General features: G+C 43.5%; 18 protein-coding genes. 13 read left to right on the top strand and 5 right to left on the bottom strand.

Annotation, left to right across the window (positions count from 1 at the left end; translation table 11 throughout):
* Positions 1-170: 170 nt before the first annotated feature.
* Both M2470_RS04590 and M2470_RS04585 read right to left on the bottom strand, forming a co-directional pair.
* Positions 171-1,145: a FecR domain-containing protein gene (locus tag M2470_RS04590; protein ID WP_280743729.1), complete on the bottom strand. Its 975-nt coding sequence runs from the start codon at positions 1,143-1,145 to the stop codon at positions 171-173.
* A 76-nt stretch (positions 1,146-1,221) separates the two neighbouring features.
* Positions 1,222-1,785: an RNA polymerase sigma-70 factor gene (locus M2470_RS04585; protein WP_280743730.1), complete on the bottom strand. Its 564-nt coding sequence runs from the start codon at positions 1,783-1,785 to the stop codon at positions 1,222-1,224.
* A gap of 636 nt (positions 1,786-2,421) precedes the next feature.
* Between M2470_RS04585 and M2470_RS04580 the strand changes: the two genes are divergently transcribed.
* The 9 genes from M2470_RS04580 (at position 2,422) to M2470_RS04540 (ending at position 12,863) form a co-directional block, all read left to right on the top strand.
* Positions 2,422-3,966: an acyl-CoA carboxylase subunit beta gene (locus M2470_RS04580; RefSeq protein ID WP_280743731.1), complete on the top strand. Its 1,545-nt coding sequence runs from the start codon at positions 2,422-2,424 to the stop codon at positions 3,964-3,966.
* Positions 3,963-5,474, top strand: coding sequence for an acetyl-CoA carboxylase biotin carboxylase subunit (accC, locus tag M2470_RS04575; RefSeq protein ID WP_280743732.1), 1,512 nt, complete (start codon positions 3,963-3,965; stop codon positions 5,472-5,474). The genes M2470_RS04580 and accC overlap by 4 nt, the downstream gene beginning before the upstream one ends.
* 18 nt (positions 5,475-5,492) lie before the next feature.
* Positions 5,493-6,017 carry a DUF2118 domain-containing protein gene (locus M2470_RS04570; RefSeq protein WP_280743733.1) on the top strand — a complete coding sequence of 175 codons (525 nt, stop codon included), beginning with the start codon at positions 5,493-5,495 and terminating at the stop codon, positions 6,015-6,017.
* A 102-nt stretch (positions 6,018-6,119) separates the two neighbouring features.
* On the top strand, positions 6,120-7,904 hold the full coding sequence (locus M2470_RS04565) for an ABC transporter ATP-binding protein (protein ID WP_348524211.1): 1,785 nt from the start codon (positions 6,120-6,122) through the stop codon (positions 7,902-7,904).
* A 46-nt stretch (positions 7,905-7,950) separates the two neighbouring features.
* Entirely contained in the window at positions 7,951-8,811 is an 861-nt protein-coding gene (locus tag M2470_RS04560; protein WP_280743735.1) for a hypothetical protein, read from the top strand.
* 9 nt (positions 8,812-8,820) lie between these two features.
* Positions 8,821-10,464, top strand: coding sequence for a glycosyltransferase family 39 protein (locus M2470_RS04555; RefSeq protein ID WP_280743736.1), 1,644 nt, complete (start codon positions 8,821-8,823; stop codon positions 10,462-10,464).
* A gap of 14 nt (positions 10,465-10,478) precedes the next feature.
* Positions 10,479-11,210 (top strand): glycosyltransferase, encoded by a 732-nt coding sequence (locus M2470_RS04550; protein WP_280743737.1) that lies wholly within the window; start codon positions 10,479-10,481, stop codon positions 11,208-11,210.
* Between the two features lie 8 nt (positions 11,211-11,218).
* Positions 11,219-11,863: a lipid-A-disaccharide synthase N-terminal domain-containing protein gene (locus M2470_RS04545; protein WP_280743738.1), complete on the top strand. Its 645-nt coding sequence runs from the start codon at positions 11,219-11,221 to the stop codon at positions 11,861-11,863.
* Positions 11,841-12,863, top strand: coding sequence for an NAD-dependent epimerase/dehydratase family protein (locus M2470_RS04540; protein ID WP_280743739.1), 1,023 nt, complete (start codon positions 11,841-11,843; stop codon positions 12,861-12,863). The genes M2470_RS04545 and M2470_RS04540 overlap by 23 nt, the downstream gene beginning before the upstream one ends.
* Here the strand turns inward: M2470_RS04540 and M2470_RS04535 are convergent.
* Positions 12,848-17,092 carry an acyl-CoA dehydratase activase-related protein gene (locus M2470_RS04535; protein ID WP_280743740.1) on the bottom strand — a complete coding sequence of 1,415 codons (4,245 nt, stop codon included), beginning with the start codon at positions 17,090-17,092 and terminating at the stop codon, positions 12,848-12,850. The two genes, M2470_RS04540 and M2470_RS04535, sit on opposite strands and share 16 nt — an antisense overlap.
* A gap of 66 nt (positions 17,093-17,158) precedes the next feature.
* Positions 17,159-17,776, bottom strand: a complete 618-nt coding sequence (locus tag M2470_RS04530) for a TetR family transcriptional regulator (RefSeq protein ID WP_280743741.1) — start codon at positions 17,774-17,776, stop codon at positions 17,159-17,161.
* Between the two features lie 362 nt (positions 17,777-18,138).
* Between M2470_RS04530 and M2470_RS04525 the strand changes: the two genes are divergently transcribed.
* From M2470_RS04525 to rfbB, 4 genes are all read left to right on the top strand, one after another.
* Entirely contained in the window at positions 18,139-20,688 is a 2,550-nt protein-coding gene (locus tag M2470_RS04525; RefSeq protein WP_280743742.1) for an ATP-dependent Clp protease ATP-binding subunit, read from the top strand.
* A gap of 85 nt (positions 20,689-20,773) precedes the next feature.
* Positions 20,774-22,831: a molecular chaperone HtpG gene (htpG, locus tag M2470_RS04520; RefSeq protein WP_280743743.1), complete on the top strand. Its 2,058-nt coding sequence runs from the start codon at positions 20,774-20,776 to the stop codon at positions 22,829-22,831.
* Between the two features lie 60 nt (positions 22,832-22,891).
* Positions 22,892-23,440, top strand: a complete 549-nt coding sequence (gene rfbC / locus M2470_RS04515; protein ID WP_280743744.1) for a dTDP-4-dehydrorhamnose 3,5-epimerase — start codon at positions 22,892-22,894, stop codon at positions 23,438-23,440.
* A 21-nt stretch (positions 23,441-23,461) separates the two neighbouring features.
* Positions 23,462-24,601 (top strand): dTDP-glucose 4,6-dehydratase, encoded by a 1,140-nt coding sequence (gene rfbB, locus M2470_RS04510; protein WP_280743745.1) that lies wholly within the window; start codon positions 23,462-23,464, stop codon positions 24,599-24,601.
* A gap of 4 nt (positions 24,602-24,605) precedes the next feature.
* Here the strand turns inward: rfbB and M2470_RS04505 are convergent, their stop codons facing one another.
* Positions 24,606-26,867, bottom strand: a complete 2,262-nt coding sequence (locus M2470_RS04505; protein ID WP_280743746.1) for a cation:proton antiporter — start codon at positions 26,865-26,867, stop codon at positions 24,606-24,608.
* Positions 26,868-26,910 lie beyond the last annotated feature (43 nt).

The raw sequence follows: 26,910 nt of genomic DNA, 5'->3' as shown, positions 1-26,910 counted from the left end.
TTTTCATAACTTTGCATCGTTTTCTTGTTAATACTTAATTCATTGTAATTTTGTGTTAGCACTTAACCGGTGAGTGCGGCAACACTTGCCGGTTTTTCTTTTTCAATCTACATCATAGGCATTAAATTGTTGAAAGGTTATACATCAAGATCAGATTATTTTCGTTTTCTCTATATAATTGTTATAATATTATTCTCTTCATCTTTTGTGAATTTGAAATAATACACTTTCTGCAAAGTTCGTAACGCACTCTCTACCCCATCCCGCTGACGGAATTTTCCGGTAAACCTATACGTACTCACCTTTCTGTTTGCTACATTGATCGTTACATCGTAATACAGTTCCAGCCTCCGGATGATTTCTGTAAATGTGATATCATCAAAAGCATAGATACCTTCCTTCCATAATAGAAAATCAAAATTATCAAACGACCTTTTAACCAACTGATTATTTACCAATTCGGCACATTCCTTAGGCGCTATAAACAAGGCATTTTGCTCGTTTCCTTTGTTATATACCTTTATAGAGCCTTCCATCAGCGAGGCGTTAAATTCGTTTCGCCCATGATAAGCTGTTACATTAAACTGAGTACCTAACACCTTTATATCCAGTTTTTCAGTAGCTACAACAAAGGGGGTGTTTTCATCATGTTTTACATCGAAAAAGGCTTCACCATTCAACTCTACTTTCCGTTCGCCATTAATAAAAACGTTCGGATAGCGCAATGACGAACGGGCATTCAGCCAAACAGTAGTCCCGTCGTGCAATTTCAGCATGGCACGTTGCCCGGCAGGTGTCACAAATTCTTCATAAAAAGCCAGTTGGGGTGTTTCTTCCATCATCGTTTCCCGCATGATCAGCCAGGTAGAGAGAATAGCTATACAAATAGCTGCAGCATATCCTGCCACACGCTTTAAAGAACGAACAAATGACTTTCTGGAACGTTTTTGTTTGAATTCCTTTAGCTTGGTAAAAGCAGCGGAGCGATCATTTTCCCTAAACTGTAAAGACGACATACCATAAAGATTCTGTAAGGAAATAAATTCCTCCTTCAATTCGGCATTTCTTTCTATCAACAAGAATAGTTCTTGTTTCTCATGGTATGTAATACTTCCGTTAAAGTATTTCTCTATCAGTTCGTGCATTTCCTGTCTATTGTTTTAATGGTAGAGCGTTTTAATAAAACTTTACCACCAAGAGCAACTAAAAATTAAACACTATTTAACTAATTATAAAAAATAATAAGATAGGTAGGAAATCTTTTAGTTCAACACGTAACTTCTTGAGTGCTATAGACATTTGGTTTTCAACCGTATTGACGGATAGGTTCATTTCATCAGCTATTTCACGATATTTTTTTCCTTCAAAACGGCTTTTGATAAATATCTCCCGACAACGATCCGGCAATTTACTAATGGCATCGGTTATAAATCGTTCTATATCCTCTTGAGAAGCAAAGGCATGGTTTATATCTTCCAGTGACTTTAATTTTAAATTCAGTTCTTGTTTATATTCTTCGGCAACAGCTTTACGGCGTATATGGTCTATACATTTATTCTTAACTAAGGAGAAGAGATAAGTAGTAATACTAAGTTGTACATCCAGGATATCCCGCTTTTCCCATAGGGTCATAAACACGTCTTGTACAATATTTTCCGCATCTTCATCAAACAAAACATATTCTTTGGCAAAACGATGTAAACGATAAAAATTATTTACATAGATTTCGTCAAATCGTATTTGCTTATCGCCAGTATAAAGAATTGTATCACCCTTCAACACCATAACTACAACAACCTAAATTTCCCATTATACTTTCCTAATATATCATAGAAAAGTAAACAAATATAAGAAAAATTACAATATGCATTTTTTTTTAACAATATAATAACAGCACATATTAAGGGGTCAAAATCGCTACCGAAAACAAATAAACCGTATCTTCTTAACAAAATGACGAACCCTAAAGCTATTTTAACGTCAAAGATTTAAAAATACCCAAATTTAACTAACTATTTGCTTGCAAAAAATAATGCACTAAAAAAAATATTTCTTACTATCCATTTTGAAGGCTAGACGCAAGATTTAAGCATTATATCTTGTCTACTTTTTATTTAGAGGTACGTGTAAATGAATTTAGACGTACCTCTAAATAAATTTACACCTACCTGTAAATTGATTTACACCTACCTCTAAATATTTTTAGACGTACTTATAACAGAAAATAATGTCTGATTCAGCAAAAAGAAAACAGATGGCTTTTCCTATTTCGATTGGATGTAGCAGAAAAAGCATCCGAAACGGAATACAGTGAAATAGATAAAATTTATACGTAAATAGATGAACTCTATGCAGTTTCAATTGTTATTATTATATAGATCTATTATATTTATCGGAAACCTGTAAAAGTGTAAATGTACCATGAAAGAGAAGATTGCACAATTAAATGCCTTAAATCAACAGGCAGAACTCGGGGGCGGAGAAGCCCGGATTGACAAGCAACATACGGCGGGAAAACTAACCGCCAGGGAACGGATCGAATTACTACTGGAAAAAGGAACTTTTGTAGAAGTAGACAAGTTTGTAACCCATCAATGTTATGACTTCGGACTGGAAAAACAGCGTCCCTTGGGCGACGGTGTGGTGACAGGATATGGTATTATCGGGAAACGTACGGTATTTGTTTTCGCTCAAGACTTTACAGTTTTTGGCGGAGCTTTGTCGGAAACCTACGCCCGGAAGATATGTAAGATTATGGATATGGCGATGCAGCTCGGAGCGCCCGTTATCGGGCTGAACGACTCGGGAGGGGCACGCATACAGGAGGGCGTACGTTCGCTGGCGGGATACGCGGACATATTCCTTCGTAACTCGCTGGCTTCGGGGGTGATTCCGCAGATCAGCGCCATTATGGGCCCCTGTGCCGGAGGAGCCGTCTACTCCCCTGCCCTCACCGACTTTATCTTTATGGTAAAAGAAAGCAGCTATATGTTTATCACAGGGCCTGATGTAGTGAAGAGTGTGACACAGGAAGACGTGACAAAAAACGAGCTGGGAGGCTCGGAGATACATACGGAACGCTCGGGCGTGGCTCATTTCTCGGCTGATAACGATATAGACTGCATCCTGAAGATACGGGAACTGGTCTCTTTCCTGCCGAATAATAATATGGAAGAGCCTCCGTTTGTTCCTACAACAGACAGTCCCAACCGCATCGATGACTCACTCAATGAGCTGATACCCACCAATCCCAACCAGCCATACGACATCAAAGACCTGATCACTTCTGTGGCAGACGACCACAACTTCTTTGAAGTGCAGGAAGAATACGCAAAAAACATTGTGATAGGCTATATCCGCTTGAATGGCAAGACCATCGGTGTAGTAGCCAACCAACCGGCCGCCCTGGCGGGAACCTTGGATATAAACGCCTCGGTAAAGGCCGCCCGCTTTGTTCGTTTCTGCGATGCCTTCAACATCCCCTTGCTCACATACGTGGATGTACCCGGCTTCCTGCCCGGCGTAAACCAGGAGTACGACGGCATCATCCGGCACGGCGCCAAGCTGCTCTACGCCTATTGCGAAGCTACAGTACCCAAGGTTACGGTCATTACCCGCAAGGCATACGGAGGGGCTTATGATGTGATGAGTTCCAAGCATATCCGGGGGGATATCAACTTTGCCTACCCTACGGCCGAGATTGCCGTGATGGGTGCCGACGGAGCCGTTAATATCTTGTTCCGCAAAGAGATAAGCACGGCAAAAGATCCGGAAGCCAAACGCAAAGAACTGCAAGACGATTACCGGGAAAAGTTTGCCAACCCCTACCGGGCTGCCGAACTGGGCTACGTAGACGAGATCATCGAACCCTCCTCTACCCGCCCCCGCCTGATCCGCAGCTTCGAACTATTGGCCAACAAACGCCAATCCAATCCCCCCAAAAAACACTCAAATTTACCATTATGATAAAGAAAGTATTAGTAGCTAATCGTGGGGAGATTGCGATGCGTATATTTCGCACTTGCCGCGTAATGAAGATACCTACAGTGGCCATTTATACCCATGTAGACCGTGGCGCCTTGCATGTACGATATGCGGAAGAGGCGTATTGTATCTCTGAAAATGAAGAAGATACATCTTATCTGAAACCCGATTTGATTCTGGAAATAGCCAAGAAAACCGGAGCGGCTATCCATCCGGGCTATGGCTTTTTGTCTGAAAATGCGGACTTTGCCCGTCGCTGCGAAGAAGAAGGCATCAATTTCATAGGTCCCAGCGCCGACGTAATCGCCAAAATGGGGTTGAAAACGGAAGCCCGGAAGATTATGAAAGCAGCGGGTGTACCGGTCGTTCCCGGCACGGAAGACCCTGTTACCGACCTGGAAGAAGTAAGAACATTGGCAAATGAGATAGGTTATCCGATTATGCTGAAGGCAGCAGCCGGAGGCGGAGGAAAGGGCATGCGGTTGGTGCGCGAAGAGAAAGACCTCGACGCGGCCTTCCGTATGTCCCGTTCTGAAGCGGCCAACTCCTTTGGAAACGACTCGGTGTATATCGAGAAATACATCGAAAATCCGCACCATATAGAAGTGCAGGTATTGGGTGACAAATACGGCAATGTAATCCACCTCTACGAGCGCGAATGCTCGATCCAGCGAAGGAATCAGAAGGTAATCGAAGAGTCGCCTTCGCCCTTTGTGAAGGAAGAAACCCGCCGGAAAATGCTGGCCATATCGGTAGAAGCCTGTAAGAAAATAGGCTATTACAGCGCCGGAACCCTGGAGTTTATGATGGATAAAGACCAGAACTTCTACTTCCTGGAGATGAATACCCGCTTGCAGGTAGAACACCCTGTAACAGAAGAATGTACAGGTGTAGATCTTGTGCGTGACATGATACTGGTAGCCTCGGGCAGCCGCCTGCCCTACAAGCAGGAAGACATCGAGTTCAGGGGAGCCGCCATCGAGTGCCGCATCTATGCCGAAGACCCGGCCAACAACTTCATGCCTTCGCCGGGCATTATCCGGGTGCGCGAGGCGCCGGAAGGACGTAACGTGCGGCTCGACAGCGCCGCCTACGCAGGCTTTGAAGTATCCCTGCATTACGACCCGATGATCGCCAAACTCTGCTCCTGGGGGCGCAATCGCGAGTCGGCCATCTCGAACATGGTTCGTGCCTTGCGTGAATACAAGATACTGGGTATCAAAACAACGATCCCCTTCCACCTGAGCGTATTACATAATAAAACCTTCCTGAAAGGCAATTATGATACGACCTTTATTGATACGAAATTCGACAAAGAAGAGCTGAACCGGAGGCAAAACTCTGATCCTACGGTAGCTGTCATAGCAGCAGCCATCAAGCATTTTGAAGGAGAAAAAGAAGCCGCAGCCCGCGCTACGACAGTCCCCTTGGTAGGAGAATCCTTATGGAAACACTATGGCAAGCTACAGATGTCGGCAAATAATTTTTAATAAAAGGAGGACAACACGATGGCAAAAGCATTAGCAACTTATTTTGCAACAGTAAACGATATGCCGGACACCGAATTTAAAGTAGAAATTCTGGAAGACGGCCCCATCAAGAAGATATCCGTAAATGGCGAGATTTATGAAGTAGACTACAACCTGGGCGGAGACACCATCTATTCTATTATCCTGAACAACCGCTCGCATGGGGTACAGATATCAAGCGTAGGCGACTCCGCATACGAGGTAAAAAACAAAGGCGACCTGTTCCAGATCAGCGTAATAGACGAGCTGAAGAAAATGCGCATGGCACGCACCAAAACAGTAGCCGCCGGACGCCAGGTGATAGCCGCCCAGATGCCGGGCGTAATCCTGAAAGTCTACGTAAAAGCAGGAGACGAAGTAAAAGCCGGAGACCCCCTCTGCGTACTGGTAGCCATGAAGATGGAAAACGAGATACGCAGCCCCATCGACGGCATCGTAAAAGAAGTCTACATCAACGAAACAGACAAAATGTCGGTAGGCGACAAAATGATGGTCGTAGAATAGATCTAAAATATATAGACTCAATCTCGAAAGACCGGATGGGTGAGAAAACTCATTAATCCGGTCTTTTTTCGTATCTTTGAGGCTTATTTTAATCGTTTTGCCATGTCTTTGTCTCGATTGTTCAGGAATATATACCCTTATGTAAAGCCTTATCGTTGGTTGGTTGTCTTTACGCTTTTGCTTACGCTTATCGGATCTTTTGCGGCACAGGTGAATGCCTGGGTGTTGCGCTATACAGTGGATCAGATCAGTGAATTGCTGATGGAGCATAAGGCCCTGAAGGATGGGCTGCATATTATTGGTATTATATCGGTTATACTGATTGGGAAAGAGGTGGTGAATGCCATTATACAGTTTGGGCAGAAGTATTATGGCGAGAAGCTTCGGATATTTATTTCAAGAGACCTGGCGCAGGCTGTGATCGAAAAGATACTGACCTATAAACTAGCCTTTTTTACGTCCGGTGGAAACCAGTCAGGAAAACTTCAGACACGTATAGACCGTGGCGTGGAAAGCCTAACCCGTATGGTGCAAAACTTCTTTATCGACATCCTGCCACTGTTTGCCAACTCGCTCGTGGCCTTGGCGATGATGTTTCAAGCTAATTTCTACGTGGGGATGGTGGGGCTATGTATCATTCCGATCTATTTCTACGTAAGTGTACTACAAGCCCGCAAGATCAAAGGCTCCCGGGTGAAGATCAGGGAATTGAGGGAGAACAAGAGTCAGGGCATTCTGGGTATCCTCGACTCTATTATGGTGATAAAATCCTTTATCCGTGAAAGTATCGAAGGCAAAAAGCAACTGGGGTTACAGAATGACCTGACCGACACCCAGATGAAGACTCGGAAAGTGAACTTCCTGTTTGACGGGCTGAAGAGCTTCGTAGAGCAGATAGGGGTTGTTATCATCATCATCCTGACGGCTTACCTGGTATTGTCGGGACAAATGACAATCGGAGCGATTATGTTTCATATTATGTTGTTTAATAACGTTTCGGCTCCTATCCGGCAGTTGCATCGCATTTACGACCAGATGAATGACGCGTTGATCTACTCTGAGAGCTTCTTTGATATCCTGAAAGCAGACCATCAGATCGAGCAATCAGGAAGTTACCGTCCGACAGCAATCAAAGGGAAGTTTGAACTAAAGAATGTCAACTTCACTTATCCGGACAACAAAGAACCTACTCTGCATACCATCAATATGGAGATATTACCCAATAAGATCACGGCTTTGGTAGGCCTGTCGGGAGCCGGAAAAAGTACATTGGTCAATCTGCTGGACAAGTTCTACCATCCCGATTCCGGAGAGATTCTGCTGGATGGTATTCCACTGGATCAATACGATACCGCCTACTTGCGTGAACACATCGGACTGGTATTGCAAAAGAACCATATATTCAACGGCACGATCGACGAAAATATCCGTTACGGCAAGCCCGATGCTACGCATGAAGAGGTAGTGGAAGCCGCCAGAAAGTCGCATATACACGAACAAATCATGGGTCTGCCCAAGCAGTATGAGACATCGGCATTAGCCCTCTCCGGTGGGCAACAACAGAAGATAGCCATTGCCCGGATGTTTCTGAAAAACCCTCCTATTATATTCTTAGACGAGCCGACTGCCAGTCTGGACGCTGTTTCTACCGAACAGATAAAAAACAGCTTAGACGCGATAAAGAAAGACCGGACGGTTATCATTATCTCGCACAGTATCTCACAGATCATAGACTCCAACAACATCTTTGTGATGAAAGACGGGCAGGTAGTAGAGTCGGGTACCCATGAAGAGCTATACCACCATGAGGGCACCTACAAAGAGATATTCGACGCCATGGCACGAAGCCTCAATATTGATAAAATCTCAAAAACAATCAACGAATAGAAAAGTAATTCATATTTTTGCACCTCAATCTAAAGAATTCTAAGGAATGATAAGAAAACACTACCTGTTGTTGATACTTCTGGCTATTATTTGCACTCCTAAGGCAATGGCTGACGATAGCTGGCGCGACAATGTGAAGGACCTTATCTATTCTCCCCGCTATTTCGGACCGAGTGCTTTTCCTTTTCCCGAGCTTCGTTCGGGGATATGCCCATCCCGCTTTGAAGTGGAAGTGCGCGGGCAATACCACTACTACACAGGGGATAAAACGAAGGATTTCTTTGTACGGGCACTGGTTCCCTTCGTAAAAGGACGCGCCGGAGTAGAAGTAAGCTGCCTGGTAAAAGAGGACTACAAACTCACCCCCGAAACCCGCGATGAACGGCATGCTGTAGAAACAGAAAGTCCTATCTCATATAATGGTGATATTGTGGTTTCCGCCTTTTTCCAACTATTGAAAAGTGAGAAGTGGGTAGATGCCATGCTTAATATGACACTGAAAACAGCCAGCGGAAGCCGGGTATGTGATGCCCGCTTTACAGATGCCGCCGCCTATTGGTTCGACCTTACGGTAGGAAAAACACTCCTTAAAAATGCTTCGGAAACAGCCTCTCTGCGCATGCAGGCATTGATAGGTTTCTACTGTTGGACGACCAACAAGATAGAGCATCGCCAAAACGACGCCTTATCCTATGGAGCAGGCTTTACAGGTACATACCGCAACTTCAGCCTGACGACAGACCTCTCCGGCTTTTACGGATACGAAAATAATGGCGACCGCCCGCTGATCATACGAAACAACTTACGGTATGAGTACAAGAAAAATATCATTTCTTTACGCTACAATCACGGCATGAAAGACTATCTTTACGATAATTACTCAATAGGATATATACGATGTTTTTAATAGAGCAAAATGGATAAAAACCAGCCGATATTTTCTCAAGCATCTATTCATTACGGGATATTAATCGCCATATGCTTCTTCTCATTCTTTATCCATAACAGGATGATTCCCGCTGATATTATGGAGGCAAGGAACCTGGCTACCGCGCAGGAAATGGTGCATTATGGCAACTATCTGCTTCCTACCATGAATGGAGAACTGAGACTTGAAAAGCCTCCTCTCCCCACTTGGATAGCTGCCGGTATAGAGCATGTGGCAGCTGGTAATCTGGTTGCTCAACGATGTGCCACCGGCATGATGGGTTTTCTGATGGTTTTGTTTCTATACCTGATTGTATCACGCCTAAGCCGCAACAGAAATACCGGTTTGATAGCTGCCCTGATACTGGCTACCTGCATCAATGTAATCCTGATGGCTCGCACGGCTACCTGGGATATCTATACCCATGCCTTTATGCTAGGAGCGATCTACTTTCTGATCCTCGCCCTGGAAGAAAAAGGCGTCCAATGGAAGAACTTCATACTGTCGGGAGTATTGATGGGGCTCTCCTTTCTGAGTAAAGGGCCTGTCTCGTTTTACGCATTATTTCTGCCCTTCCTGATTGGGTATATCACGGTCTATCGTCCGAGTGTTCGTAAAAAGGTCTGGCCACTTATATCCATGATTGTTGTCTGCCTGCTTGTTTCTTTCTGGTGGGTATTATACGTATGGGCATTTCATAGCGACTTACTGATAAGCGTAGGTCAGAAAGAGTCGTCTTCCTGGCTGAATCACAATGTGCGTCCCTGGTATTACTACTGGCAATTCCCTGCCGAAGCCGGTATGTGGACTTTGTTTTGGGTAACGTCTATTGTTTACTTCTTTGTCGACAAAAAAGAAACCCGCCCAAAGGAAAGCATATTCTCCTTTATCTGGTTTCTGGCATCCCTTATACTGCTGTCGGCTATACCAGAGAAGAAAACTCGCTATCTACTGCCCCTCCTGATTCCGGGAGCTATGATGATAGGCTTCTATTTTCGCCGGATGCTGGAGGGAATGAAAAGTAAAGTCGACAGAAGTGTATTCCGGATCAATACGATCATCATCGCTATGATTCTGATAGCCTTGCCGATTGCTTTATATATATTATTTTATAAAGAGAAACAGCTTTCCCTTTTCCTACTTATAATAATTGGGATATGTGCCTGGGGAGTAAGTTTCTATCTGTTCCGCTCTTTGTTTGGGAAAAAGGGTATACAGGTAGCTTCCGTATTCAAAGGACTCATTCTCGCCATGGTTGTAGTAAAGGCCTTCTGCCTGATACCCATCGGAAAAATGTTTATAAACGAAGAAAGACACAGTATCCGCTTGTTACGTGATCATACAGAATTACAGAGCCTTCCGTTTTATCACAACAGAGAAGAACCCTTACGCATAGAATTGGTGTATGAAGCCAATCAACGGATAACAGAAATAGATTTGTCGGACAAGGAAGCGATCTATAAAGCTACCCCTTTTGTATTGCTAAGCGGCCAACCCATAGATAGCTTGCTGGCAGGGAGAGATCTTATCATAGAGCCGGTTGGTACATTCGACAACAACTGGAGAAAAAAAGACCATAAACGATATAATCCTGAGTTGGTAAAAGAAGTAGCAATTATCAGAAAAAAATAATATTTGGCATTAGAATGAATGTAACATCGACATATGAATTCTGCATCATTGTACCTATTTACAATGAAGAAGAGAACATCAAACGTTTGGCGGAAGCATTATCGCTTTACATCCAACAGGCATCTGTCAAGACATGCGTATTGTTTGTCAATGACGGATCAAAAGATGCCAGTCTGACAGGAATAAAAGAGGTATGCAGCCAACACGAACATCTGTACTACATTTCCTTTGCCAAGAATTGTGGACTAAGTGCGGCGATAAAAGCAGGGATAGATACAGCTGAATCCCCTTTCGTAGGCTACATTGACGCCGACCTTCAGACCAGTCCGGAAGATTTTGAATTACTACTCCCATACAGAAACAATTTTGAACTGGTAACAGGTATCCGTATGGGAAGAAAAGACTCCTTTGTAAAAAAGCTGTCGTCTCGAATTGCCAATAACTTCCGACGTATGATGACGCATGACGGAGCGGAAGATACAGGATGCCCATTGAAGGTGATAAACACAATATATGCCAAACGTATTCCGTTCTTTAACGGTATGCACCGCTTTATACCGGCACTAATACAGCTTCAGCAAGGGAGGATAAAACAACTGCCGGTTCGCCATTTTGAGCGGATTGCCGGACAGTCCAAGTTTCATCTGTGGAACCGGCTGATCAGTCCGCTAGTAGACTGTTTTGCATACCGCTGGATGAAGAAAAGATATATCAATTACTCGATAGAGTCAGCTAATATTAAATAAGGCAGCAAGTGGAAGTGGAGCACATATGGTATTTTGGTTTGGGTTTTCTGGCACAGGGGCTGTTCTCTGCGCGAATGCTGATCCAATGGGTGATGTCGGAAAAGTCAGGCAAAGTCGTATCTCCCATGATATACTGGCAGCTGAGCTTGCTGGCTTCTTTCCTACTCTCCGTTTACGGCTGGCTGAGAGGAGACTTCGCTATTATACTGGGGCAGCTGTTTTCCTACTACATTTACGTCTGGAATATTAATGCCCAGGATGGGTGGAAAAAGATCTATTTGCCTGTTCGCATAATCATTTTGCTTACCCCCATAGTAGCCTTTGGTATGTTTGCTTTCCGGCTGGAGGCAAACATCGGAAAGTTGTTTGATGGAAATATTCCGTTGCTCTGGCTGGCCTTTGGTTCGCTGGGACAGATTATCTTCTCCTTCCGCTTCATCTATCAATGGTGGTATTCCAGATCGAAAGGTGAATCCTTACTTCCGGCAAACTTCTGGATACTGAGCCTGATTGGTTCGTCCTGTATCATCATATATGGGATCTTCCGGAAAGATCCGGTACTGATCATCGGGCAGAGCGTAGGTTTCTTCACCTACTCCCGTAATTTATATTTAGCAAACAAAAAACAGCATGAGGATATTAGTAACAGGTAGCGCAGGCTTTATTGGTTTCCATCTGGTAAAAAAACTGCTTCTAAGGGATGATACGGAAATCGTAGGCATAGACAACATCAGTAGCTATTATGATGTAAATCTGAAGTATGCCCGTTTGCAAGAGTCTGGTATATCTAAGGATGATATCAGCCCCGACAAAGCAACTGTTAGCAGCCTTCATCCCAACTATTGCTTTTATCAGATTGATATATCGGATTATGAACGCTTGTACCGACTGTTTAGTGAATATAATTTTGATTATGTGATCAATATGGCAGCGCAAGCAGGCGTACGCTACTCTATCGATCATCCCGGGGAATATATCCAGTCCAATGTAGTAGGCTTTATGAATATCCTGGAGTGTTGCAGGCATCACAAGGTAAAGCATCTGGTCTATGCGTCCAGCTCTTCCGTATATGGAAACAGTAAGCAGGTACCGTTCTCAGAGCAAGACAATACCGATTATCCGGCAAGCCTGTATGCTGCAACTAAAAAGAGCAACGAGCTGCTGGCTCATTCGTATAGCCACCTGTTCCAGTTGCCCTCTACAGGCGTCCGGCTGTTTACTGTGTATGGCCCTTGGGGAAGGCCGGATATGGCACCCATATTATTTGCCAAAGCTATCTATGAAGACCAACCCATTCGCGTATTTAACCATGGCGACCTATCCCGGGATTTCACCTATATTGACGATATCGTAAACGGGATAATCGGACTACTACCCCAAGCCCCGGGAAAGAAAACGGAGCATCCGTATTACCAGGTATTTAATATCGGAAACTCCAAACCCGTACACTTGATGGACTTCATCGCTATACTGGAGCAAAGTATCGGAAAGAAAGCTGTCTGCCAGATGCTTCCCATGCAAGCGGGCGACCTGCATATTACCTATGCAGATACAAGCCGCTTGCAGGAGTATATTCAGTATGCACCGAAGGTTTCCATACAGGAAGGCATCCCTCTGTTCATCGACTGGTTCAACGATTACATGATGAAGTGAAGCCTGTTTTGCAGGTTTACTTCCGCCATGCCTCCGTCTATATCCAAGTATAACAGACTCATATCAGGATATAGCTTCTTCAAACGCTTTTCTATCCCTTTTGCTACCACATGGTTGGCTATGCAGCCGAAGGGTTGCACACAGACTACTCTATTCACTCCGTGACGCGCATATACAGCTACCTCGGCAGCGATCATCCAGCCTTCGCCAAACTGGTTGGAAAGGTCCAGTACTTCAGCTGCATACTCTGCTTTTTTGAATATAGACTCGGTAGGTTCATATAGCTTAAAGTCTTGCATAATAGCCTCAATATCGTTGATACGCTTATTCATATACGAGAGGAATACCGGACGTAGCATGCGGGATAACCAAGTATCCCGGTCTACTTTGTTCTCGATATTAACTTCGCTATTAACAAAATACTGCATCAGGAAATCAAGGATAGGAGGTGTTACAACTTCCATTCCCTTAGAACGGAGCCATTCCGTGATATGTGCTTGTCCGTAATTATTGTATTTCACAAATATTTCACCTACCAGGCCTATCTTGGTGTAGATCCGCTCGTAAGCTGGGATCTGGTTAAAGTCGGCTACCGCCTGCTCCATTAGTTGCAAGATCGCTTTCGCATTGTTTTGCTTCACGGCATCAATCCCTCTTTCTATATAGAAATCAAAGAGTGCTTGTGTATCCCCTCTCTTCTTTTCACGGATGATCATCGAGCTATACATCTTCTGCAAAGAATCGGCATATAAAAGAGCATACACCAACACATTGACAAACTTCAAGAGTGGTATTTTAAAGGCTTTCTGCTCATTCTGATATACTTTGCCCGACGAAATAACCACCACCGGAATCTGTGCAAAACCGGCATTCTGAAGTCCTGTCTTTATCTGGCTCAGGTAGTTGGTAGCACGGCATTGTCCACCTGTCTGCGTAATGGCTACCACTACATTATTCAGGTCATATTTACCCGATTGCAAACCGATGATAATATCCCCCAAAACAAGCGTAGAAGGGTAGCACACCTCATTATTGCCATACTTTAAACCCGCATCAGCCGAAGCCTTTGATGACTTAGGGAGATTCACCAACTGATAGCCTGCCAATTCTGCTACAACAGGTATAAAGGGCGAAATAAAGTCGGAAAACCAGGGAACCAGGATCGTCTTTTTCTTGTCGGCCTTAGTGTACGGGATATTGTATCCGGCATAAGGCTCGACAGACAACGGCTTAGCAGGAGACAGGGATTGCAGCGACTCGATCAACGAGCGCAAACGCAAGCGGATAGAGCCAGAGCTGGATATCTCGTCTATACGTAAGATCGTATGGTTCTTTCCAGCATGTTTCAGAATATCGCCTGTTTCGTCCATAAAGAAAGAGTCAGGCCCGCACCCAAAGGAGTTTAGCTGTACAAGTTGTACGTTTTGAGGAAGTTTTGCCACCTCCATAGCTGCCTGCACTACCCGGTTGGGGTACGCCCACTGGGATACGATCTTCAATTTGCCAAAGCCTTCGCTTTTCGGTTGACGAAATACATCATCCGTAAAGACATGGATGCCCAGATCTGATAGTATCTGACCTACTTTCTGGTGGATCAGCGAGTCCGTATGATACGGGCGTCCGGCTACAATAAAAGCCCATTCGTTGTTCTGTACAGCTTTATCCAGCCGTTCTTTTTGTTCGTTTCGCAGGGTATCTTTAAAAGTAGTTCCTTCTTTCATAGCCTTCTCAAAGGCTGATTCAAACACATCTTTTGTAATGCCTAAAGAGTAGAGATAGGTAGCACATGCCTCTTTTAAAATCTTCTTATTGGTAAAATTAATTACCGGCTTGTCCAGAGGTATGCCGTATTTATCTTCCGGATCCATCGAACTGCGGATTACATCCGGATAACCGCTCACTACCGGGCAGTTGAACGAATTGGTAGAACCTCCGAATTCTTTTTCTTCCTTAGTGATCATCGGATAGAAGATACGATCCACCTTCTCGTCAACCAAGGCCAGTATGTGTCCGTGCGCCAGTTTGGCAGGAAAACAGATATTGTCAGACATCACACTACCTACCCCTCGTTGATAAAGCGAGAAAGTAGATTCGGGAGACAATACGACCTCCAGTCCACAGTTTGTAAACAAGGTATGCCAGAAAGGGAAGTTTTCAAACATATTCAGCACTCGTGGAATACCGATCCGTAGAGCTGATGTTGTTTGAGGCTTCTCTCCTGCCCTGTCAAACAGCAGACTATTTTTCCAATCGAAGGCATTATAACCCTTCTGCGGAGCATGATTCTTATTATAGAATACCTTTTCACATTTATTTCCGGCATAGCTCACATTCCCGTTATCAAAGCGGAAACGTAATACCGAACACTTGTTTGTACATCCCTTACAATGTAGCTCTTTCGTCTCTATAGCCTCCACATCCGGGAGCTGTTCTACACCGGCAAATGCAGGTATATTTTTGTTTGTCTGCCACATTTTGCGGGCATATAATGCAGCCCCAAAAGCACCCATCAACTCCGGATAATCGGTAGAGCTAACGGATTTTCCGGAGAGTACTTCCAGAGCACGGTACACTGCGTCGTTGCGAAAGGTACCTCCCTGTACTACAATATGTTCGCCCATCCGATTGAGGTTTGACATCTTCAACACCTTAAAGAGGCAGTTCTTCATGACAGAATAAGCCAATCCGGCAGAAATATTCCCCAGTCCGGCATTCTCACGAAGCGATTGTTTCACCTTGGAATTCATAAATACCGTACAGCGCGAACCCAGGTCCGAAGGCTCTTTCGAGAGACAGGCCTCGCGTGTAAAGTCATTCATACTCAGATTCATGGTGGATGCAAAGTTCTGCAAGAACGAACCACAACCCGAAGAGCAGGCCTCATTGATCTCTATATTGGAAATCACCCCTTTATCAATGAAAAGAGACTTCATATCCTGTCCACCGATGTCAAGCACGAAAGACACTTCCGGATCCACATACTGTGCACCGGAAAGATGTGCCATTGTCTCAACAATTCCGTACGGAAGTCCAAGAGCCGACTTGATCAAGTCTTCACCATATCCTGTTGTGGCAGAAGACAGTATATGTACCTTTACGCCTTTTTGTTTTGCTTCATCGTAAAATTGCGTTAGGCCTTCCACTACTTTTTTCAGTGGATTTCCTTCATTCTTGTCATAGAAGGTGTAGACCAGGCGAGCCTCTTCATCCATAATTAGGATTTTCGTCGTAGTAGAGCCCGAGTCAATCCCCATATAGCAGCTGATCTCCTTTTCACGTCCCAGAGGCGCTTTTTTCAGATGGGTTATTTTACGTGTTTTTTTCCAGTTATCGTAAGCTTCCTCGCTATCAAACAAGGCTGGAAGAGTATCCTTCCGTTCGTTTTCAGTATGAAGCAGTTTCTGAGTCAGCTCTTGTAAATCACAGACTACATCATCTTCTACCTCATACAAAGCAGCTCCCCAGGCAGGGAAATACTCACTATTTTCGGGCAAAAACAAGTCCTGATCATCCACTTTCAGGATATCCTTAAAGGCATTCCGCAAAGCCGGGATAAACGTCAAAGGCCCTCCTATACAAAGAATTTTAGGCAGAATATCTACCCCTCTTGCCAGCGATGTAATACTCTGCAAGGCTACTGTATGAAGAATTGACATGGCTACATCCGGCCTAGGGATGTTCCGGCTGATCAGGTTCTGAACATCCGTCTTGGCAAATACGCCACAGCGAGAAGCTACCGGATAGATCGTTTCGTATTGCAAGCCCTCTTGTCCCAGTTGTTCCACCGAAATATTCATCAGGTCGGCCATCTGATCTATAAAGGCCCCTGTACCTCCGGCGCAACTTCCATTCATCCGGATATCCGGCTGCCGCCCGGACTGGAAAAATACGATCTTGGCATCCTCGCCCCCCAGATCAATCAGGGTATGCGTATCAGGATACCTGGTTTCTACTACCCTGACGGAAGCTACCACTTCCTGCAGGAAGGGAACACCCGTTCGTTCAGAAATACCCATACCTGCCGAGCCGGTAATATGCAGTGTAAAATCAGTGTCGGGAAATTGTTGGACAATGTTGCTCAGTTCCTCGGCAAAGACGTTGTTTATACTTGCCTTATGCCGCCGGTACACGTTGTAAACGACATCTCCTGAAGGGTTTAGAATAATGATTTTTAATGTAGTAGAGCCCACATCGACTCCTATCCTACAGATACTTTTTTTGACTTTCATGACAGACTCCTCCTCATTAAACATTACGTTTAATATAAAAGCAAAAAATTACTTATTGTTAATGATTTATTGTTTCAATGAATTGATTACAAATTGTACGACATAGTCTTTATGATTGTTAAGCATTTTCGTATATTCTTCGTCTGAAACATTCGCTACATTGGACCCGAAATTGCGAAAAATAAAAGGGAAAATACAAAGAGAGAGAATATTCAGCAGAAAGTCTAAAGGCGGCGTAGGCTTGATGGTTCCCTTCTCCACCTCTTCATTGATCCTTGTTGCCATTTTCAAGAACAACTGGTAAGGGCCAAACTCTCTGATCCGTTCCGAAAGCCGCTCCGGATTTTGGTTTACCTCATTAAGGATAAAAATCGGAATCTGAGGATATTCCTGCAACATTTCGTAATAAGAATGAATAATTTTTTCAATCAACACAAAAAAAGGCAGATCAGCGTCCAAGGTAGAAAAAATCCGTTGCTGGAAACGACTGAAAGCCTCTTCAAAAATAATCTCGAACAAGTTATACTTTGAATGAAAATAGTAGTTCACCATCGCAACATTTGTACCCGATGCCGAAGCTATATCACGTACACTCGTCCCCTTGTACCCATTCTTAATGAACAGATCACGAGCCACATCCATGATCCGCTCCTTAACTTCCGATGAATTTTGTTTTACCTCCATTTAAACACTCGTTCTAAACACTTGTTTAATTCAAACGCAAATAAAGACAATATATTTCAAATACAAAAATTTTATCTGTTTTTTTTATCTTATTTTGATATAATCACTAAAGCAATCGTTGGCAACCAAGTTGTACAGCCAGAAGCGTGATATAAAGTGTGTTCTTTCGATGCAATAAAAGTCCCACATATGTTGAACATGTGTTCTACAACTGTTGAACACGAATTCAACAACTGTAGAACATGAGTTCAACAGTTGTGGGACTTCAACTACTTTATCTGCGAATTTCAAGAACATTGGCACGAATTTTGATGTTATATAGGCAAAAGATTATTAATTTTGCCAAAGGATATATGATCAATATGAAAAATAATTATTCAAAAAAACTTATAGATGTACTGGAATATAGCAGAGAAGAAGCGGCTAGGCTTCAGAACAGCTATATAGGGCCGGAGCATCTCATGTTGGGGATTATCCGCGACGGAGGCGGAAATGCCGTACGGATTTTGCATGAACTGAATGCCGATATATACGAGATAAAGAAAACAATCGAAGAAGATATACGCAATGGCATAGACTCGGAGCCCGGTGGAGAGTTGGCTCTGACAAAAACGACAGAACGGGTCTTACGCATGAGTATGCTGGAAGCCCGCCTGTTTAAAAACGAAGAAACAGATACGGAACATTTGTTGCTGGCGATCTTGAAAGAAGAGTTCAATATAGCAGCTAAAGTTCTGGGAGATAAAGGTATTACATACCGTTCCGTCTATAATAAATTGGTAGATGAAAGTGAAGATAAAAACCAATTTCTTGAGTTTGACGAATCGGATGAAATAACAGACGGCTACACGGATGATGATGACGATGACGAAGAAGACAGTTTCTCCTCTAAAAGAGAGGCTTCCCGTGCTCCCGGCACATCGCAAGCCAAGTCGCCTAATGATACACCGGTACTCGACAATTTCGGGACGGATATGACACGGGCTGCTTCCGAAAATCGCCTGGATCCGATAGTTGGCCGTGAAAAAGAAATCGAGCGCCTGGCGCAGATTCTGAGCCGTCGTAAGAAGAACAATCCCGTACTGATTGGTGAGCCGGGGGTTGGTAAATCAGCTATTGTAGAAGGTTTAGCGCTCCGCATTATTCAGCGGAAAGTATCCCGTATCTTGTTCGACAAGAGAGTGATAAGCCTTGATATGGCCTCATTGGTAGCAGGTACTAAATATCGCGGACAGTTTGAAGAACGTATCAAAGCGATATTGAACGAATTGTCTAAGAATCCGAACATTATACTCTTTATAGACGAGATACATACCATTGTAGGAGCAGGCTCTGCCTCCGGTTCGATGGATGCTGCCAACATGCTGAAGCCTGCATTGGCGCGTGGAGAGATACAATGTATTGGTGCCACTACATTAGACGAATATCGGAAGAATATAGAGAAAGACGGTGCCTTGGAGCGTCGTTTCCAGAAGGTTATCGTTGATCCGACAACAGCGGAAGAAACCTTGCAAATCCTTCAGAACATCAAGCCTCGCTACGAAGAACATCACAACGTAATTTATACGGAAGATGCCCTGAAAGCCTGTGTGAATCTGACAGAAAGGTATATCAGCGACCGGAACTTCCCCGACAAAGCCATCGATGCTTTAGACGAGGCCGGATCACGTGTACATATCTCCAATATAATTGTTCCGAAAAGTATTGAGGAACTGGAAGCTAAGATAGAAGATACCAAAACGGAAAAACTGGCAGCTGTTAAGTCGCAGAACTTCGAATTGGCAGCCAGCTTCCGCGACAAAGAAAGACAATTCCTGCTGCAACTGGAAGCTGCAAAAGCTAAATGGGAACAGGAATTGCAGGAACATCGCGAGACGGTGGACGAAGAAAAAGTAGCCGAAGTAGTAGCCATGATGTCAGGGGTTCCCGTTCAACGGATTGCTACGGCAGAGAATGTGAAGTTGCTGGAAATGGGCGAAGTGCTGAAAAGCAAGGTAATAGGCCAGGATGAAGCAGTAAGTAAAATCGTAAAAGCAATCCAGCGTAACCGGGTAGGATTGAAAGATCCGAACAAGCCGATAGGTACCTTTATGTTCCTGGGGCCAACGGGAGTGGGTAAAACTCACCTGGCTAAGAAACTAGCTGAGTATCTGTTTGATTCGGCTGATTCACTGATCCGTATCGACATGAGTGAATACCTCGAGAAGTTTGCGGTCTCACGTCTGATCGGAGCGCCTCCGGGATATGTGGGGTATGAAGAAGGCGGACAGCTAACTGAAAAGGTACGCCGGAAGCCCTATTCGGTAGTCTTGCTCGATGAGATAGAAAAGGCACATCCGGATGTATTCAACATCCTGCTGCAAGTACTGGATGAAGGGCGCCTGACTGACAGTCTTGGCAGACGGATCGATTTTAAAAATACGATTCTGATCCTGACCTCCAATATCGGAACCCGCCAGTTGAAAGACTTCGGAAGAGGTATCGGTTTCAACACCAAGAGTACCGAAGAGACAGACAAGGACTTCTCACGTAGTGTGATTCAGAAAGCACTGAACAAAGCCTTTGCGCCTGAGTTCCTGAACCGTATCGACGACATTGTCATGTTCGACCAACTGGATAAAGAGGCTATTTACAAGATCATTGATATTGAGTTGGAAGGCTTGTATGATCGCGTAAGAAAACTAGGTTATTCGCTGGTACTTACAGAAGAAGCAAAAGGCTTTATTGCCTCCAAGGGATACGACGTACAGTTTGGTGCCCGTCCGCTGAAACGCGCCATCCAAAAGTATCTGGAAGACGAAATGGCAGAAATGATCATCAAAGCATCCGTTAGCGAAGGTGACACCATATCAGTAGGTTTCGACAAAGACGAGCAGAAACTTACGACAGAAGTAATAAAAGAAGGAAAGTAAAAACATATTTATACCTGAAAAAATGTCAGACATATTTGTCTGGCATTTTTTTTGCTTATGGGTATTCAAAACAAATATATATTTTATGGCAAAACAAGGAAATATTGGGGTAACCAGTGAGAATATATTCCCCGTTATTAAAAAGTTTTTGTATAGCGATCACGAAATATTCCTTCGTGAGGTGATTTCAAATGCAGTAGATGCTACTCAGAAGTTAAAAACACTTGCTGCGGTAGGAGAATTCAAAGGTGAATTGGGCGATCAGACCATCCATGTAAAAATAGACGAAAAGGCCGGAACAATTACGGTGAGCGACCATGGTATCGGTATGACAGCTGAAGAGATTGACAAATACATCAATCAGATCGCTTTCTCCGGAGCTGAAGAGTTTGTAGAAAAGTATAAAAACGATGCAGCAGCCATTATCGGTCATTTTGGCCTTGGTTTCTACTCTACCTTCATGGTATCGAAAAAGGTTGAAATCGTAACCAAGTCATATAAAGAAGGTGCCGTTCCTATGAAGTGGAGCTGTGAAGGCAACCCCGAATATACCCTGGAAGAAACAACCAAAGAAGAGACAGGTACAGATATCATCCTGTATATAGATGATGAAAACAAAGACTTCCTGGAAAAAGACAAGATCAGCGGTTTGCTGAAAAAATATTGCCGCTTCCTTCCTATTCCTATTGCTTTCGGGAAAAAGCAGGAATGGAAAGATGGAAAATATGTTGACACGGAAGAAGATAACATCATCAACGATACCAAACCTGCCTGGGTACGCAAGCCTACCGAACTAACGGACGAAGACTACAAAAACTTCTATCGCGAACTATATCCGATGAGCGAAGAGCCGCTGTTCTGGATACACCTGAATGTAGACTATCCGTTTAACCTGACAGGTATCCTTTACTTCCCGCGTATCAAAAACAACATGGAATTAAACCGTAATAAGATACAATTATACTCTAACCAAGTATTTGTAACTGACTCGGTAGAAGGTATCGTACCTGAATTCCTTACCTTATTGCATGGTGTGCTGGACTCTCCGGATATTCCGTTGAACGTATCCCGTTCGTACCTGCAAAGCGATCAGAACGTAAAGAAAATATCCAATCACATTACAAAGAAAGTTGCTGACAGACTGGAAGAAATATTCAAGAACGATCGTCCACAATTTGAAGAAAAATGGGATAGCCTCAAGCTATTCATCGAATACGGCATGCTGACAGATGAGAAGTTCTATGATCGTGCCGCTAAATTTGCCCTGTTGAAAGACGTAGACAGCAAATACTACACCTTTGATGAATACAACCTATTGGTAAAAGAAAACCAAACAGACAAAGACGGCAATTTGATCTACCTGTACACCAACAGCACAGAAGACCAGTACAGCTACATACAATCGGCAAAAGACAAGGGATACAATGTGCTGAAAATGGACGGACAACTGGATGTACACATCGTAGGCCAACTGGAACAGAAGTTTGAAAAGACACAGTTTGTACGCGTAGACAGTGACGTGATAGACAACATCATCCGTAAAAAAGACTCCAATCAGGTAACACTCAGCGAGAATCAAAAAAGCGCCTTGCAGGAAGTATTCAAAAGCCAGGTGCCGAAAGTAGAAAAAGCAGACTTTTATGTAACGTTTGAAGCATTGGGAAGTAATGCCAATCCGGTAATGCTTACGCAAAGCGAGTACATGCGCCGTATGCGTGAAATGTCGGCTATGCAACCAGGTATGTCTTTCTATGGCGAAATGCCGGACAGCTATAACCTGGTACTCAACACCGATCACGACCTGGTAAAGAAAATCCTAGCTGATGAAGAAGCAGCTTGTGCCGACAAACTATCTCCGATAGAAGCCGACATAAAGGGCTGGGAAACACGTCAGAGCGACCTTCGCGAAAAGCAAAACAAAAAGAAGGAAGAAGAAATTACTTCCGAAGAAAAAGAGGATATGGAAAATACCAACAAGAAGCTGGATGAACTGCGCGATCAGAGAAACAAGCTATTGGCCGAATATGCCTCGGGCAACAACTTGGTACATGAACTGATAGACCTGGCACTTCTTAGCAACGGTATGCTGAAAGGTGAACCCTTAAGCCGCTTTATCAAACGTAGTATTCAAATGATTGGTTAAAAACATTGTAAATATGCACTAAAATGGTTTATTTTGCGTTCGATTAAAAAGAACGTATATATGAACTTTATAGAAACAGATATCCCCGGGGTGTGGATTATTGAACCAAAGGTGTTCAATGACTCCCGGGGATATTTTTTTGAAGCCTTTAAGAAAGCGGAATTTGAAAAGCATATCGGCCAGGTGGACTTTGTACAGGACAATGAATCCTGCTCTTCAGCCGGCGTGCTTCGCGGTTTGCATTATCAGCTTAACCCTTACTCTCAAGCCAAGTTGGTAAGAGTGATCCGAGGTGCGGTATTGGATGTTGCCGTCGATCTGCGCAAAGGCTCTCCTACTTTCGGGAAGCATGTAGCTGTAGAGCTTACTGCCGATAACAAAAGACAATTATTTATCCCGCAAGGATTTGCTCATGGCTTCCATGTACTGGAAGATCATACGGTATTTACGTACAAAGTAGACAATCCATATACGCCTTCGCATGAAAGAAGTGTACGATTTGACGACTTTGGCATTGATTGGAGCATCAATGAAAGCCTGCTTACCCTGTCGGATAAAGACAAACAGGCTCCCGGCTTAGCCGATGCCGACTATAATTTTGAATATTAATTTCCACAAAAATAATCTCATATGAAAACATATTTAGTAACCGGAGCAGCCGGATTTATCGGAGCAAACTTTATCAAATACATGTTGGATAAATATTCTGATATAAAGATCGTTGCCCTGGACTTACTTACCTATGCCGGTAACCTGAAAACAATAGAACAAGACATAACATGCGACCGCTGCATATTTGTGAAGGGAGATATATGCGACCGTACGCTGGCTGATAAACTGTTTGCATCATATGATTTTGATTATGTGGTAAATTTCGCGGCTGAAAGCCATGTAGACCGTAGTATAGATAATCCGCAACTATTCCTTGTTACCAATATATTAGGTACTCAGAACCTGCTGGATGCAGCAAAACATGCCTGGATGACAGGTAAAGACGAAGCAGGTTACCCAACCTGGCGAGAAGGGGTACGCTTCCATCAGGTATCTACCGACGAGGTATATGGCAGCCTGGGTGCTGAAGGCTATTTTACAGAAACAACCCCTCTGGACCCCAGAAGTCCGTATAGTGCCTCCAAGACAAGTGCTGACCTGTTTGTAAAGGCCTATAATCATACATATAAAATGCCTGTTACCATCACCAGGTGTTCCAATAATTATGGCCCATATCACTTCCCGGAAAAGCTGATTCCACTGATTATCAAAAATATTCTGGAAGGTAAATCTCTGCCGGTGTACGGAGATGGCACCAATGTGCGCGACTGGTTATACGTAGAAGACCACTGCAAGGCTATTAATGCCGTAATACATAAAGGAAGAGACGGAGAAGTCTACAACGTAGGGGGGCATAATGAAAAGCAAAACATAGAGATTGTTAAACTGACAATAGCTACCATCCGCCGCATTATGGACGAAGAGCCCAAATACCGCCAGGTATTAAAGAAGAAAGAAGCTGATGCAAACGGACAAATCAAGACCGACTGGATTAACGACAATCTGATCACTTTCGTAAAAGATCGTCTCGGGCATGATCAACGGTACGCTATTGATCCGACAAAAATAACAAACGAATTAGGCTGGGAGCCTGAAACCCGCTTTGAAGATGGTATCGTAAAAACAATTTACTGGTATCTAGACAATCAATCCTGGGTAGAAGATATCTTAACTGGCGACTACATCAGTTATTACGATCATCAGTACCACAAACGCTGATTGATTACAAGCTGAGATTCGCTTCAAAGTTGTGGATCTTTTCACGTTCTCCGGCTAACAGAAGCGTATCTCCTTTCTGTAAAGTGCAAGTTGGTGAGATCGCTATAATGGAATGATCATCTCTTTCTATATTGATGATCATACATTCCGTCTTTCGTTGAAGATCAAGCTCCTGTATGGTTTTACCAATCAGAGGAGACGTTTCCTCTACCACATACTGAGAAAGGATGATATGGTGAGAGGATTCTTCGTTAGCCAGAAGTGTTTCCTTACGGTCTTCAACCATCTTGGTAAAGCGCTGAATATCTTCATCAGAGCCTGATACTATCAACTTATCAAAAGGATATATATGTTCATTGGCGTCCGGAATATTGATTTTTCTGTTGCCCCGAATAATCGTTACAACATTCAAACCCAGGTTCTTTCGTAAGTTCAATTCCTTAAGGGTCTTTCCTACTTTTGGCGAAGAAGGTGAAATATCTATCTCTTCCAGATGGATATCCTTCAAAAGCAAAGCATTTGCTACCAGGGGGTGAATCGGAGCCGACTTTTCTTCAAACAGCTGTTTTTGATGTAAGTTTTCAAGAAAACGAGCTTCCATACGTCTTGACTGCGACTTAAACCCTCGGAAATAAATAACAAAAGCGATAACAGCCATCGAAATAACTATCATCTGCAAGGTATAATGCGGAAACAAAGGTACCAATACCATCATAATCAAGGCACAACAAATACCTAACCGAAACACAATCAAGGAGATTAAGGCTCCCCGATTAAAATGATTATCATCCCACAAATTTCGGAATTCGATTGAGCGATTCTTCTTCATAATGATAGCTCGAAGAAAAGGAGCCATCAGAAGCAAGGCTAAAGTAGCCGTAAGCACCCTCCCCCAGATACCGGATATTTTGTCTGTAATAAACGGAGTTACAAACTGTTCAAAGGTGAAAATAATGGCCAAAACAATCGTTGAATAAATAGCCGTAAGCTGGAGTATACTCTTCAGGAGCTTATTCCAGTCGTTCTGTTTATTAACAGTTTTCAAACCGGAAGCGGCATAGCCTTCTATGATTTTACTCCATTTGACAGGTATATGAGGTTCGATTTGTTCGTACAAAGGGGTAGAAAGCTTGATAAAATAGGGGGTAGTAAAGGTTGTAATGATAGATACGGAAACAATAATAGGATACAAATTGGCACTGATAACTCCTAAGCTCATCCCCAAAGTAGCTATAATAAACGAAAACTCCCCGATCTGTGCCAGGCTAAAGCCGGATTGCATCGCTACTTTAAGCCCTTCTCCCGAAGCCAATACACCAAGTGTTGCGAAAATAACACGTCCTATCAATACAACTCCCGTCAGAATTAATATCAGAAGCCAATACTCCTTCACCACTTCCGGATCGAGCATCATACCTACCGAGACAAAGAATACGGCTCCGAAAAGGTTTTTTATCGGTTCTACCAAATGTTCAATATGCCTGGCCTTTACTGTTTCCGCCAGAATGGAACCCATAATAAAAGCACCCAAAGCGGCCGAAAATCCTACCTTGGAGGCAAATAGAACCATCCCTAGGCAAAGACCGATTGAAACAATGATTAATGTTTCATCATTCAAGTATGTCTTCAGTTTTTTCAACATAGTAGGGATCAGGTAAATACCAACGATAAACCACACCAGCACAAAGAAAATAAGACGAAGCAGACTATTCAACAACTCCACTCCTTCTATTTTATGGCTCACAGCAACTGTAGAAAGCAAGACCATCATCAAAATAGCCGCTAGATCTTCAACGATCAGCATACCAAACACTATACCGGCAAACTTCTGCTTCTGAAGCTGCATATCGTTAAATGCCTTGATAATAATGGTAGTAGACGACATAGAGAGCATTCCACCCAAAAAGATACTATCCATAGGTGACCAGTTAAGAAGCTGCCCTACAATGTAGCCAATTACAATCATCGATCCCATGTTGATAATCGTAGCAAGCGAAGCCGTCCCTCCTACTTCCATCAGCTTTTTGAAACTAAATTCCAGTCCTAAAGCGAAAAGCAGGAAGATAACACCAATCTCCGCCCATATCTCAACATTCCCCATATCTGCTACAGTAGGAAGCCAGGTTATATGTGGACCGGCAATAAATCCGGTTACGATATACCCCAGAACAACCGGTTGTTTCAGCCATTTAAAAAGAATTGTTGCAATTCCAGCGGTGATAAGGATTAAGGCTAAATCACCTATAAAATCATGTAAATGAGCCATAATGACAAAAAAACCCTGCTGTTATGCAGGGTTCTTATTTTAA

Origin of the sequence: Parabacteroides sp. PH5-46 (assembly GCF_029892785.1) — a bacterium.
GTDB lineage: Bacteria > Bacteroidota > Bacteroidia > Bacteroidales > Tannerellaceae > DFXE01.
Note: the sequence above shows the minus strand (reverse complement) of the source record. Positions and strands in the feature narration are given on the sequence as shown.